Source organism: Catellatospora sp. NPDC049111, from assembly GCF_040648615.1.
In the GTDB taxonomy this organism is placed as follows: Bacteria; Actinomycetota; Actinomycetes; order Mycobacteriales; family Micromonosporaceae; genus Catellatospora; species Catellatospora aurea.
Map to the genome: position 1 here is coordinate 38,941 of NZ_JBEZEB010000014.1, position 12,502 is coordinate 51,442.

Here is a 12,502-nt window from a genome sequence, read left to right on the forward strand (position 1 = left end):
GCTCACGGCGGGGCCGGGACGAACACACCCCACCCCGATGATGCATCCGGTTGTTAAGGCAGTAGATGACGGCGCGGTCATGGGGTGGCTCCCGCGTCGGCGGCGGCGCGCAGGAGGGCGTCGGCGATGAAGAGGTCCTGCAAAGCGATGCCGGAGCTGTCGAACACGGTGATGTCCTGCTCGCTGCGGCGGCCATCGGCTCGCCCGTCCAGAACATCGCCGACCGCGGTCAGCGTGAGGGTGCTGTCGGCGATCAGGTCGGCGATGTGCTGGGCTTCCCCGATACGCACCGCTTGTTCCGGCAGGTCGCAGAACAGCCGCGCTGCCTGGAGCAGTTCGCGGGGTAGCTCCTGCTTGCCGTGGGCGTCGGAGCCCATGCTGGCGACGTGGGTGCCGGGGCGCACCCAGGCGGCGTCGAACAGCGGCGCGGTGGCGGTGGTGGCCGTGACGATGATGTCGGCGGCACGGCACGCCTGTTCCGGCGCGGTGAGCCGGCCGGTGAGCCCGCGTGCGGCCAGGCGTTGCAGGAACGTCTCGCCGTGCTCCGGGGTGCGGGCGACGACGTGGATCGCGTCGATCGGTCGCACGCGGGTGACCGCGGCGCATTCGTGCAGGGCCTGATGGCCGGTACCGAAGATGGTCAGGGTCGAGGCGTCCTCGCGGGCCAGCACGTCGGCAGCGACCGCGTCTGCGGCCGCCGTGCGGTAGGCGTTGACGACGCCGGCCTCGACCACCGCATCGATGCGGCCGAGGGCCTGGTCGAGCAGCAGGATCACCGAATTGTGCCGGGGCACGCCGAGGTCGGCGTTGCCGGGCCAGTAGCTTCCGATCTTGACGCCCGCGAGCTGCTGGGAGGCGCCGGACTTGACGGTGAACCGGTTGCGGGGGTCGGACCCGTGGCCCAAGACCGCGGGGAAGACCTCGGACTGAGGGCGGGTGGCGGCGATGAGCGCGTCGCGGGCGGCGGTGTAGGCGAGGTCCTCGGTGATGAGGGCGGCGGAGTCCGCCTCGGCCAGGTAGCGCATGTCGTTCACCAGCCCGTGATCCGGGTCCAGATGTCCTGCACGGTCCGGGATCCGGGTTCGATCATGTGGTAGCGGTCGTGCTGGGCGGCGGTGGCGCAGGCGTGGACGGGCAGGATCCGTACCCGAGCGCCGATCGGGAGGTCGGGCAACGGTGCGGTGCTGCCGGGCCGGATCGACAGGATGCCGTGTTCCTGGCTCGCGTCGCTCATCAGCAGGTCGTCGTAGCGGACGCCGTCGAGGTCGGCGACCAGCCCGTACGCCTGGTCGACCCGCTGCCGGGCGGTGCCGCGGTCGCGGGAGGTCGCCATCCATCCGCCGTCGGTGAGGATCCAGCCCTTGTCCGGCCGCCGCCCGATCACCGTGGTCACGACACTCATCGCGAGATCATCGACGGTGCACACGCCGATGCCTGCCATCACCAGGTCGAAGAAGACGAAGTTGCCGGCCCGGACTTCGCTCACCCCGGTCAGGTCGGTAGCGAAGTGCGCCGTCGGCGTCGATCCGACACTCACCACCGGCACAGTGTGTCCGGCCGCCCGCAGGGTCTCGGCCGCCAGCACGGCGCAGCGGCGTTCGTTTTCCGCGGCCGCGCGCAGTGCGTCGTCGCCGTCGGCGAAGTACGACTCTCCGGCATGTGTCAGGACCCCGCGCAGGTCGGCGCCCCCGTCGCGCAGCGTCTGAGCGATCGTGAGCAGGATCGGGTCGTTCGGCGCGACGCCGCCGCGGTGGCCGTCGCAGTCGACCTCGATCAGCGCCCGAATCCCGGCCATGCCGGTTCGGTCCGCGGCGAGCGCCGCCGCCTGCTCGACGCTGTCCAACAGGACGATCAGGTCCACGCCCCGCCGGCGCAGAGCCACCACCCGAGCCAGCTTGTGCGGTGCGATCCCCACCGCGTACAGGATGTCCCGGTGGCCGGCGTCGGCGAACGCCTCCGCCTCGGCCAGTGTGGACACCGTGATCGGCCCCGGCGTCCCGTCGTGGAGCAGCCTCGCCACCTCGACGGACTTGGCAGTCTTGACGTGCGGCCGCAGGCCGACACCGAGGCCGTCCAGACGGGCGCGCAACCGGCCGATGTTCGCCTGCACGACGCTGCGGTCGACGGTGAGGAACGGTGTCTCCACGTCTTCGAGATTCATCACGGTTTTTCCTTAATGCCGACCTGGTCATGCTCGGCGGATGTGTCTTTGCGGCTGTCGGCGAGATCGGCGTAGACGGCAGAACGGGACACGCCCAGCCGTTGCGCGATGGGCGGCACCGCGTTGCGGACGGTGAAGACACCGCGCTGGTCCAGGACGCGCAGCAGGGCCAGCCGCTCGGGCCGGGTCAACGTCCCGACCGGCTTACCGCGGGCCATCTCCTCGGCGCGGATCAACGAGTCGACCACATCGTGGAAGTCATCGCTGAACGTGGTCACCGGCAACTGCGCGGCCGGCGCCCCGGCCAGCGCGGTCAACAGGTCGCCGGCCTGGCGCAGAGCGGTGACGTCGACGTTGACGCACAGGGCGCCGAACACGTGGCCCATGCTGTCCCGCAGCGGCAAGGTCGACGACTTGACGATCCGTCCATCCGGTGTCCGGGTCACGTAGTTGATGTCGTTCGCCGCCGTGTCGCCCCGCGCCAGCACCGCCAAGCCGATCTCGCTCAGCGCGCCGCCCACCTTGCGGCCGGTCACCGCGCCCGACACAGCCACGACGGACTGCTCACCGCGGCGATAGTCGTGCAGCACGACCTCACACGTCGGCCCGAACGTCGCCGCCAGCCCGTCAATCACCGGCAGCAGCGCAGACAGGATCGCGTCCGCACCCGTGTCAGTCACCCTGGTTCGCCTTTCCACTCGCCGACACCAACAGAACCTATACTAAACGTCCAGCCGCTAGATGAAAAGTCCAGCAGGTGGTTCGAGGAATTTCGTACCTCTGTGGGTTCAATGTCCAGTTCATCGCGTCCTGGCACGGCCACCTGGTCATGACTGGAAGGCCACAGCCCCGGCGCGATGCACGACGGCCGCGCGTTTCGCGAGTCCGGCCTGGCCGAGCTCTTCGCCGGCCGGATGCACGCCGACGGCGGACCCGGCGGGTTCGCCGACACCGCCGGCACCGGCCTGATGGTCCCCGAACGCCGCACCAGTCCCGACCAGCCGCTCAGCGAACACATTCGCGCGTTCAACGAGACGATCGCGTCCCACTGCGCCTGCATGGAACGCGTCATCGCGGCTCAATGAGGTTTGCGCGGGCCGAGGTGGTATCCGGGCCACCCCGCTGTGGGCGTTCACGAGCGCGTTGAGCCCCGAGGTATTCGGCTTCGGCGGGTGGTCAAGACTAGGGGGCGCATGGAGTTCTTCCGAGGCCGATCGGTGGAACTCAGCGAAGTTGGCGGATGGCAAGGTGTCCGCGGGCCCTCGCCAGGTGGTGGCGCAGTGGATGCGCAGCCGCTGCACGAACGCAATCTGGCAGGGACCACTACTCCGAATCGGAGAGGGAGTCTTTGGCAGCGTCGGTCAAGATTGGCTTTCCACAGCAAAAGACCTCGCACCTGCGGAATACTCGCGAATTCCGACCGGGTGGAAAGTGGTTAACCCAGTTGAGGGATCAGCTTGTGGAGCGGCAGACCGCCGGCGACGGTCGGCCGGTCTTCACCTTCTGCCAGCCGCCTGCGTCAGTCAGCCTTCTGCCGCCGGATCGCAGCGTCGATGCGCAACAGCGCACCCACGACAAGGAGGAAGCCGCCCGCGATCACCAAATTGCTCTTGCCATCCAGAACGCCAAAGACCATCCCGACAAAACCGAAGGCGATGCATACGCCGCCCGCGCCGTCACTGCCAAGATCTGCCTTGTTGGCCATGACAGGCATGGTACGCGACAAGTGCTGTGATCGAGAAGGTTCGCCGGGTTGGCGGCTGTCGCGATTGGATGTAGCCCGGCATCCGATCCGACAGCTGGAGGCAAGGTGACCGAACCCTGTCCGTGTAGGCAGGTTGACCGACCAGGAACGGCGGAAGCTGCAGCAGACGCAGGATCTGCTGGACTCGGCCAGCGCACCGTTACCTGCGTCAGAGACCCGCGGGCATCACGATGGCCTCACGTAGCAACCGCCGCACGAGCACCAGCTGTGACTGCTCATCCAAGCCGGGAAGATCGGCGACGCGCACCGGCTCGCCCGACAGCAGCGCCGCCACCGCCAGCTGGCACTCCGCAGGAAACGCCACGATTCGGTCGGCGAGCTCGATCCGTCCTGCGGTCAGGGCCCGATGCAGGCCCGGGCGCGCGCGCACCACGCCGGCGGCTGTGAGTGTGTCGGCGAAGGCCGCCTGGGCCACGGGCCGGATCGGTCCCGGCCGGTACGCCGATCGGCCCGCGCAGTGTGCTCCTCGACCCGCGCCGGCCGGTCCGGCTCTACGAGGAGGAGGTACCGGCCGGCGGGGTTCGAGTCGAGCGCTCCTGGCAGCTCGCCCGCTGGCACGACGGGTCCGTGCACGTGTGGCTCCAGCGCCGCAAGCGCCCGGGCCGAGGCGATCAGGCCAGCGGCGTCCGGTGGGACGTCCTGACGACCGACCGGGCACCGAAGCTGGACACGATCACATCGGAGGATGCGCGCTGAGCCGGCCGTATGGACGCAGTTCATCGGCAGCACGGAGAAGGCACACCGCGACGCTCGCCGAGATCGGTCCACGGGTGGACCGTGATCGGGTTCGTGCCCGCACCGTGGCTGAGCCGCAATAGTCTGCACGCGGTGTCGCTCGAGCGCAGGAGGGGACCTGCGATGCAAGTTGCACGTCCGTTGCCGGGTCGATCGCCGCGGCGGCTGTCGTCTTCACTCCCGGGCTGGTCCGGGAGCGACATGCATGATGTGTGGTCCCCAGTCCCCTTCACCGGCGTCCCGGGCATGACCGGGACTCGCGGCAGATATACCTGATCCCTCGTCGCGGACGTTGGCTACAGAGATCGACCTCTACGATGCCTCAGTGAGCAGCGAACGCGCGGTGACGTACTGGGATCCGATGCCGCATGTCGACGCAGTCGTCCGGTCGTTGCCACAACACGGCCTGCGAGCTACGCGCGACGAGATCTTTCAAGGCAAGTGGGAGGAACGCAACTGGCGCAACCCACCTGGACCCTTCTACGGAGCCATGACGGACAACTACTGGGTTGGCCGGCTTCACGCACCCCGACACGTGCTGTACGGCGACGACATCGAGTACGAGCAGGAGTTCTTGTACCGGCAGCCGCGAACCGTTCAGGAGCTCCGGGACGTGATCGTCGCCATGCAGGACGATCCCTGGGCCGGTTGGGCGTGCGACGGTGACGCCCGGTGGACCCCGAGCTTTGTGCGGGAGTGGTGGCGCGAGCGCGGTCGCCTTCGCGACTGGATCACGGCGAAGTACCGCCAGTGGAGCGCCTCGGACCGCGCCGACGAGCGGGAGGCCGCGAACGGGCTCACGGACTACGTTGCCTACCTCGACGGCGACCTCGCCAGCCACCTGCGGGCATACCTGTACTTCCTCGACAACGGTGCCGGTCCCGCCCTCGGTGACCGCCTGCCGGCACTCTGAGACCGCCGGCAGTGTCGGCGCGACCGCAGATCCGGATACCGATCTGCCCACCGCACTCGGCGGGCTGTCTGCCTTGAGCTGCCGGACGGCTGGCGGGGCACCACGATGCCATCGTCTTGGACACGCATCCACACAGGGGTGACGTGCGGCATGTCCAATCCGCACCCGTAGGCACCGTCGTCGGTGTACTCGCACATCTACGCGTCCTCAGTGCCGAACAGACCCTCCTCGTGGTCGAAGAGCTCCTGGAATGCGGCAGGCAGCGGCGCGGGCGAGCGTCGGCGCGACCGAGGCGACCGCCCAGGCGGGCAGCGTGAGGTCGATGTCGAGAACGCCGTCGTCGCCGACGGTCAGCGTGCTGCGGTGGAGGCCGTCGGCGACGTGGCGCAGCTCGGCGGTCTGTTCCCGCGTGATGTTGAGCGGGGCGCCCATCTGGTACCAGGCCTCGGCGACGTTCCCGTGCTCCCAGTCGAGGATCTCCACGGTGAGCTCGGTGCCCGGGCGCAGTCCCTCGACCCGGTGCCGGACGCGGCGCTCGGGGCCCATCTCGGCGAGGGCTCGCGTCTCGGCGTAGCCGTTGCGGGACGCGAGCCCCGTCGTGCCCATGTCGGCGGGGTAGTTGTAGAAGATGGCCGACACGTCACCCGTCGCGGACGAGCGGGTGATGGCGCCGTCGGGCAGCTCGGCCAGGAGGCGGTCGCCGAGGCGGTGGAGCATGGCCATCGCGTGGAACGTCGGCTTGTGCAGGCCGTTCTCGTTGACGAATCCGAAGCCTCCGTGGAAGGGGCCGATGCCGCCGCCGCCCTCCTCGAACACGTCGGTGAAGGTCCAGTAGGAGATCGAGTCGGCCAGCGGCGCGCCCTTGAGGAACGCCCGGACGATGTACGCGGCGGCGAAGAGCGTGTCGTGGATCGCGTCGCGGCTCGACGGCGAGGTCGACCACTCGGTGATGTGCAGCTCGGCATCCGGGTACGGGCTGTTCTCGATGATCGTGCGCAGGACCTGCAGGTCGACGTACGTGGCGTCCTTCTGGCGCGTGATCGCTTTGAGGTCGCCCAGGGAGTCCGCCGCGTAGTCGGTCGGATACAGATGGGTGGAGAGGAAGTCGATCGGCAGCCCGCGCTGCGCGCAGTACTCGATCAGCTCGTGGATCCACACCGGCTGCCAGTCGAGCTCGTCGGGGTCGGTGGCCACCGCGGTCTCGACCTCTAGCGACGGGTCGTGGGTCTCTCCGGAGTAACGGGCGTCGGGGACGAACACGCTCGTCGACGGGCCGCCGACCCGCAGCCGGGGGTCGATGGCTTTGATCGCGCGCGCCGTGGCCTCGTACAGCTCGAAGTACTCGGTGCGCGTCCCGGTCCAGAAGTTGGGCACGAGGTTCGGCTCGTTCCACACCTCGAACGGCCACTGCCGCACCTCGTCGATGCCGTACCGCTCGATCCAGTGCCGCACGGTGGCGTCGACCAGCGCGACCCATTGGCCCATCTCCTTGGGCGGGCTGCAGTGCGCCTTCCACCAGAACAGCGTCTCGGTCCGGGTGGCGAGCTCGCGCGGCATGAACCCGAGCTCCACGAACGGGCGGGCGCCCGCGTCGAGGATCGCGTCGAACACCTTGTCGACATATGCGAACGTGTAGACCGGCTCGGGCAGCGGCTGGTTCGGGCCGAAGCCGCCGCCGTTGTCCGTCCGGTAGACGAACATGTCGTCGTGGAACAGGCCGTGGAAGCGCACGTGCCGGGCGCCCAGCACCTGGACGGCCTCGCGGAAGTGCGCCTGCCAGTCCGCCCGCAACGCCTCATTCGCGCGGCCGGCACCGACGCACTCGTTCCACACATGATGCAGCCGCACCTCGGCGGGTTCCTGTCCGTCGATCAGCAGGGCTGACGTCGCCTGCTCAGTCATGAGCAGCTCCTTCGCTCCGTCGGTGAGCAGGGCTTGCGAGCGCGGTGGGGTCGCTGACCCGGAACCAGTCCACGTCGACGTAGCCTCCGGGCTCGGCAGTGGCGTAGTTGAAGAGGGCGAACCGGTACCCGGTGAAGTGCGCGAGGTCGTATTGCATCCGCAGGGTGTCGCCCAGCCACGTCCAGTCGCTGCCGTCGTACGAGTACGCGAACGACGCCGTATCGACGCCATCCCGGAAGTCGACGTCAGCGCGCAGGTAGACGACGTCCGCCCGCAGCGGCACCGGTGCGCTGGTGAAGGCGATGACGCCGTCGCCGCCCGCCCGGCGCATCACCAGGCTCTTGGTCGCGCCCTCCATCGTCACGGCGATGTATCCGTACTTGCGCTGGTAGGCGGAGATGCCTGCGACGTCCCCGTCCTTCATGTGCGAGACGTCCAGCGAGATGGCGCCGGAGCTCGCGGGTCCGAGCGTGCGTTGGGTGAGCGTGTTGCGCGCATCGAGGATGCTCGACGCGACGCTGCCCGTGGTCAGCCGCAGGTGTCCGGGCCGCTCGGTGAGCGACCAGAACCGGTTGTCCGGGTTGTGGTTCCACTGCCACTGGAGCCCCAGGTCCGACCCGTTCCATGCGTTCTCGGCGGACTCTGCCAGGTGGTCCGCGTTGGTCGTGTTCCAGTGGCCCGCGCGCTCGAGGAGGTTGTCGAAGTCGTCCGAGGCGACGACGGCGGCCCCGTCACCGGCCGTCCGTGCGGCCGCCGCGGGCGCTTGCCGATGGAGAGCGAACACCGGCCACCCGTCGTCGTCCCAGGTCACGCCGACGAGCTGAGGCGCACGACCCAGCGGGCCCTCGTCCTGGAACAGCATGGCGTACCACTGTCCGTCGGATGTCTGGACGACTCCTCCCTGGGCGACGCCGGTTCCGGGTCGGCCCCCGACCGTCACGCCCTGGCTGAGCACGACCCGGCCCTCCCACACGCCGCCGGCCGACTGCGGCGTCAGCGACGTCGACCGCCACAGCACCTCCTGGCGGATGCCACCCGACGGCCACTCGATCATGAAGACGTAGTAGTAGTCCCCGATCTTGTACGCGTGCGCGCCCTCGGCGTTCAGTCCGCTGGTCTGGTCGACGTTGGCGTCCTGCACGAGCCGGGTCGCCGGGCCGTCCCAGGCAAGGGTCCCGTCGTCGTGCCGCCGCAGCCTGCGCAGGTCGATCGACCCGCCACCGTAGACAAGCCAGACGTCGTCGCCGTCGAACAGCAGCGACTGATCGTGGGCGTACCCGTCGAGCACCGACCTGGTCCACGGCCCGTGCTCGATGTCGGGAGTCGAGTAGACGTACGTCTGCTGCGTGGTGAGGCTGCCGACCGACACGTGGTAGGTCCCGTCATGGAACCTGATGCTCGCTGCCCAACTGCCCTGGCCGTACGCGTCCTGGCCGTTGCGCAGCGCCAGCGCGTCCGTGTCGTCGAGGATCGCCGCGGTGTACCCGGCGATGGACCAGTGCACCAGGTCGCCCGAGCGCATGATCGGAACGCTCGGCGCGAAGTACATGGTCGTGCTGACCATGTAGTAGTACCGGCCGTCGAAGATGACGTCCGGGTCGGGCACGTCCGCGAAGATGACGGGGTCGGTGACGCCCGCCCGCGCCCCGCCGTCGCGGATGTTCACCTCCGGTCGGTCCATCAGCGCAGCTCGAGCGCCACGGTGACGTAGGAGTGGGCAGGCAGCTCGACCTCGAGCCCCCGGGGGTGGGGGTGCACGCCGGCATGGTCGGTAGGGGCGACGGCGTCGAGCTGTTCGGGAGTGTTGTGCGCGTCGAGCGCCTTGGCGGTCAGCACCCGCGCGCTGTGCCCGACGACATCGCGGCCGCGCAGGTCCAGGACGAGGGTGCGGTCCGTCTCGGCGTCGAGGTTGGACAGCGAGACCAGGGCGGTGTCGCCCTTGACCGACGCGGACGCCGAGACGAGCGGCAGCTCGGTCGCCCCGACGGCGCGAGTCTCGACGCCGCGCAGATGCACCGCGAGGGCGGCGGCGTCGTGGTGGCCGGTGTTCATGGCGAACACGTGGTACGTCGGGGTGAGCACGAGCGCCCCGCTGTCGGGGTCGGTGAGGATCATGGCCTGCAGCACGTTGACGGTCTGGGCGATGTTCGCCATGACCACGCGCTCGGCGTGACGGTGGAACGCGTCGAAGTGCACGGCGGCGACCAGGGCGTCGCGCAGCGTGTTCTGCTGGTACAGGAACCCGGGGTTGGTGCCCTTCTCCACGTTCCACCACGTGCCCCACTCGTCCACGACCAGGCCGACCTTGCGGTGCGGGTCGTAGCGGTCCATGACCGTGGAGTGCCGGGTGAGCAGCTCTTCCATGCGCCGGGCGCGGGCCATGGTCACGTACCACTGGTCCGTGCTGAACCCGGTGGCGTCGCCCTTGTCCGACCACGGCCCGGCCATCGTGTAGTAGTGCAGCGACACGGCCTGGAACGGGCCCGCCGAACCGGCTCGGTCCGCTGCCAGGTCGTCGAACGAGCGCATGAGCGTCTCGGTCCAGTGCAGGTCGGCCTCGTTCGCGCCCGCCGCGATCCGGTACAGCAGGTTGCCGCCGTGGTTGCGGCAGTAGGTGGCGTACTGCCGGGCCAGCGACGCGAACTGTTCGGCGCGCAGGTTGCCGCCGCAGCCCCACGCCTCGTTGCCCAGTCCCCAGAACGGCACCCGCCACGGCTGCTCGCGCCCGTTGGCCCACCGCAGCGCCGCCATCGGTGAGTCGTCCGCCCGGGTCAGGTACTCCACCCACTCCGACATCTCCGCCACCGACCCGGACCCCACGTTCCCCGACACGTACGGGTCCGCACCGAGCAGCTCGCACAGGTCCATGAACTCGTGCGTGCCGAACGCGTTGTCCTCCACCACGTCGCCCCAGTGCGAGTTGACCATCCGCGGGCGGCTCTCGCGCGGGCCGACGCCGTCACGCCAGTGGTAGTCGTCGGCGAAGCAGCCGCCCGGCCAGCGCAGGTTCGGGATCGAGATCGCCCGCAACGCCTCGACCACGTCCGAGCGGATGCCCCGCACGTTCGCGACCGGCGAGTCCTCGCCCACCCAGAACCCGCCGTAGATGCACCGCCCCAGGTGCTCGGCGAAGTGCCCGTACACGTGCCGGCTGATCGTGGCGCCGGGCAGGTCGAGGTCGATCACTGCGATCGTGCTCGTCGTCATCGTATTCCCATCAGGTGCGTGGTCCGTCATTGCAGGCCGCAGCGAGGAGCTCGCGGAGGCCAGACCCGCATCGGGCCGAGGGCACGGTCGCCCCAGGTCGACAACGGGATCGCTGTCACCGTTCGCTCGTCGCCGAGCTCGGTGGCGGTGTCGGGGCCGTAGCGGCCGTCCGCGGCGTCGTTGCCCTGCTGCCAGGCTGCCGGCGGACCGCCGACAAGGCGTACGGACGGGATCGGCAGCGGCCGGTGCCGCGTCCCCGCGAGCGGGGATGCGGGCACGGCGCGTAAGGCGGACGTGCGCGCAGAGGTGCTCACAGCTTGGTTCCCTTCGACCGAACCGGGCTAGAGGGGCGCGCGGCGTTCCGCGCGTGAGTGCACGGCCCTACGCGCCACCGCGGGTGGAGCCACGCACCACGAGACTGACGGGCGCGACGACGTGCTCGGCCGGGCCGGTCCAGCCCGCCATCTGCCGGCGCAGCAGACCCACTGCGGTCTCGGCGACACCTTCATGGTCCGCGTCGACGGAGGTGAGGCCGGGCGGGACGAACCTCGCCATGTCGAGGTTGTCGAACCCGGCGAGCTGGACGTCGACGGGCACCCGAAGCCCGCTCTCTGCCAGGGCCGCGATCGCGCCGAGTGCGATGACGTCGGTGACGGCGAAGACGCCGTCGAAGGGCAGACCGGACGCGATGACGTCGAGCAGGGCCTCGCGTCCGGCCGCCGACGTGTAGGTGGAGACGGGCACCACATGGCGTGCGTCGACATCGAGGCCGGCATCGCGAAGTGCGCGCTCCCAGCCAGCGCGGCGGTCCGACGACATCATGTGCGCGGTGTCGAATGTGCAGCCCAGCGCAAGGATGCGTCGCGAGCCGTGCTCGATCATGTGCGCCGTCGCGAGGCGGGCGCCCTCTTCGTTCGCCAGCCGCACGTGGTTGAAGCGGTCGGGCACGTCACGCTCGCCGAGCAGCACGATCGGCTTGGGCGTGCGCACGCGGTCCAGCTGGTCGCGGTCGAGGCCGGCGACGGACAGCAGGACGCCGTCGTAGTACTGCAGTCGCGCGACGCTCACCGCCGCCATCTCATGCTCCGGGCTGGCGCTCGTCCGCTCGAGGACGAGGTGCCGCCCGTCGGCCTCGATCAGCGGCGCGATCTTGTCGGCGATCTCACCGAAGTAGTCGTGGAAGCTGGGCACGATGAAGGCGACGGTGTCGGTCCGTCCCGCGCGCAGGTGTCGCGCGGTCAGGTTGACCTCGTACCCCAGAGCCGCGACGGCGGCCATGACGCGGGCACGCGTCGGCTCGTTGACCGGGAGGCGCTCGTTGAGGACGTTCGACACGGTCATGGCCGACACGCCCGCCTCACGGGCGACGTCCGCCATCGTCACCCTCGCCATGTGTATCCTCCTGTGCGCGACGTTCTGCCACCCCAGCAATCTCTGACGAGAGGCTCGCGGCTCGGCCATACCGCGGGGTGCCGTCATATTATCGATAAAATACGGCTTGGCAAGTGAGTCCACCGCGCCTGACGGCTCGAGATCGACGGTGTCACCGCCCCGGACACACGGTGCGCGTGCCTTTCCCGGTGTCCATCCGGCGGGCAATGCCAGCAGATGGTGACGATGTCGGCGTACGAGCGAAGGCACCCAGCCGGGTACGGCTGACCGTACCCGGCTTCTGCAGGATCCAGAGTCGACTGCCGTGACGATGGGTGGGGCATGCCGCTTGTCGGCGTTGGGTAGCTCGTCGTCCGCCGGAAGAGTCGGGCGGCGGGCTCGAACCAGCGCGGCCGGCCGGCCGCTTCGCGCACGCCGCGCCGGGCAG

12 protein-coding genes are annotated in these 12,502 nt (G+C 69.6%); 2 read left to right on the forward strand and 10 right to left on the reverse strand.

The genetic code is table 11. From position 1 onward, the window contains the following. Window positions 1-77 precede the first annotated feature (77 nt). From AB0B66_RS20755 to AB0B66_RS20765, 3 genes are read right to left on the reverse strand one after another with little or no spacing between them, the layout of a single operon-like run. A complete protein-coding gene (locus tag AB0B66_RS20755; RefSeq protein WP_360532372.1) occupies window positions 78-1,025 on the reverse strand; it encodes an ornithine cyclodeaminase family protein in 948 nt (315 codons plus the stop codon). A gap of 5 nt (window positions 1,026-1,030) precedes the next feature. Then, complete coding sequence (locus tag AB0B66_RS20760) at window positions 1,031-2,161, reverse strand: DSD1 family PLP-dependent enzyme (RefSeq protein WP_360532013.1); 1,131 nt, start codon at window positions 2,159-2,161, stop codon at window positions 1,031-1,033. Next, window positions 2,161-2,859 (reverse strand): helix-turn-helix transcriptional regulator, encoded by a 699-nt coding sequence (locus AB0B66_RS20765; RefSeq protein WP_360532016.1) that lies wholly within the window; start codon window positions 2,857-2,859, stop codon window positions 2,161-2,163. The genes AB0B66_RS20760 and AB0B66_RS20765 overlap by 1 nt, the downstream gene beginning before the upstream one ends. A gap of 159 nt (window positions 2,860-3,018) precedes the next feature. On the opposite strand from AB0B66_RS20765, the gene AB0B66_RS20770 reads away from it, so the two are divergent. After that, entirely contained in the window at window positions 3,019-3,246 is a 228-nt protein-coding gene (locus tag AB0B66_RS20770) for a hypothetical protein (protein WP_360532019.1), read from the forward strand. A 434-nt stretch (window positions 3,247-3,680) separates the two neighbouring features. Here the strand turns inward: AB0B66_RS20770 and AB0B66_RS20775 are convergent, their stop codons facing one another. Both AB0B66_RS20775 and AB0B66_RS20780 read right to left on the reverse strand, forming a co-directional pair. Further along, the gene (locus AB0B66_RS20775) at window positions 3,681-3,866 is read right to left on the reverse strand and encodes a hypothetical protein (RefSeq protein WP_360532021.1); all 186 of its coding nucleotides are present in this window, start codon (window positions 3,864-3,866) and stop codon (window positions 3,681-3,683) included. Window positions 3,867-4,074: 208 nt separating this feature from the next. Next, a complete protein-coding gene (locus tag AB0B66_RS20780; RefSeq protein WP_360532024.1) occupies window positions 4,075-4,341 on the reverse strand; it encodes a hypothetical protein in 267 nt (88 codons plus the stop codon). A gap of 645 nt (window positions 4,342-4,986) precedes the next feature. Here AB0B66_RS20780 and AB0B66_RS20785 point away from each other — a divergent pair. Continuing rightward, window positions 4,987-5,574, forward strand: a complete 588-nt coding sequence (locus AB0B66_RS20785) for a hypothetical protein (protein ID WP_360532027.1) — start codon at window positions 4,987-4,989, stop codon at window positions 5,572-5,574. Window positions 5,575-5,781: 207 nt separating this feature from the next. Here the strand turns inward: AB0B66_RS20785 and AB0B66_RS20790 are convergent, their stop codons facing one another. The 5 genes from AB0B66_RS20790 to AB0B66_RS20810 form a co-directional block, all read right to left on the reverse strand. Further along, entirely contained in the window at window positions 5,782-7,476 is a 1,695-nt protein-coding gene (locus AB0B66_RS20790; RefSeq protein ID WP_360532030.1) for a hypothetical protein, read from the reverse strand. After that, window positions 7,469-9,157, reverse strand: coding sequence for a glycoside hydrolase 43 family protein (locus AB0B66_RS20795; protein ID WP_360532033.1), 1,689 nt, complete (start codon window positions 9,155-9,157; stop codon window positions 7,469-7,471). The genes AB0B66_RS20790 and AB0B66_RS20795 overlap by 8 nt, the downstream gene beginning before the upstream one ends. Continuing rightward, window positions 9,157-10,683, reverse strand: coding sequence for an alpha-L-arabinofuranosidase C-terminal domain-containing protein (locus tag AB0B66_RS20800; RefSeq protein ID WP_360532036.1), 1,527 nt, complete (start codon window positions 10,681-10,683; stop codon window positions 9,157-9,159). Before AB0B66_RS20800 ends, AB0B66_RS20795 begins: the two co-directional genes overlap by 1 nt. Before the next feature lie 26 nt (window positions 10,684-10,709). Continuing rightward, a complete protein-coding gene (locus AB0B66_RS20805; RefSeq protein ID WP_360532039.1) occupies window positions 10,710-10,997 on the reverse strand; it encodes a hypothetical protein in 288 nt (95 codons plus the stop codon). 67 nt (window positions 10,998-11,064) lie between these two features. Then, complete coding sequence (locus AB0B66_RS20810) at window positions 11,065-12,162, reverse strand: LacI family DNA-binding transcriptional regulator (RefSeq protein ID WP_360532042.1); 1,098 nt, start codon at window positions 12,160-12,162, stop codon at window positions 11,065-11,067. Window positions 12,163-12,502: the final 340 nt, after the last annotated feature.

Bases quoted from the DNA above. Each gene is read 5' to 3' on its own strand.
- AB0B66_RS20755 (WP_360532372.1), bottom strand. From the start codon at position 1,025: ATGCGCTACCTGGCCGAGGCGGACTCCGCCGCCCTCATCACCGAGGAC.
- AB0B66_RS20760 (WP_360532013.1), bottom strand. From the start codon at position 2,161: ATGAATCTCGAAGACGTGGAGACACCGTTCCTCACCGTCGACCGCAGC.
- AB0B66_RS20770 (WP_360532019.1), top strand. From the start codon at position 3,019: ATGCACGACGGCCGCGCGTTTCGCGAGTCCGGCCTGGCCGAGCTCTTC.
- AB0B66_RS20775 (WP_360532021.1), bottom strand. From the start codon at position 3,866: ATGGCCAACAAGGCAGATCTTGGCAGTGACGGCGCGGGCGGCGTATGC.
- AB0B66_RS20790 (WP_360532030.1), bottom strand. From the start codon at position 7,476: ATGACTGAGCAGGCGACGTCAGCCCTGCTGATCGACGGACAGGAACCC.
- AB0B66_RS20795 (WP_360532033.1), bottom strand. From the start codon at position 9,157: ATGGACCGACCGGAGGTGAACATCCGCGACGGCGGGGCGCGGGCGGGC.
- AB0B66_RS20800 (WP_360532036.1), bottom strand. From the start codon at position 10,683: ATGACGACGAGCACGATCGCAGTGATCGACCTCGACCTGCCCGGCGCC.
- AB0B66_RS20810 (WP_360532042.1), bottom strand. From the start codon at position 12,162: ATGACGGCACCCCGCGGTATGGCCGAGCCGCGAGCCTCTCGTCAGAGA.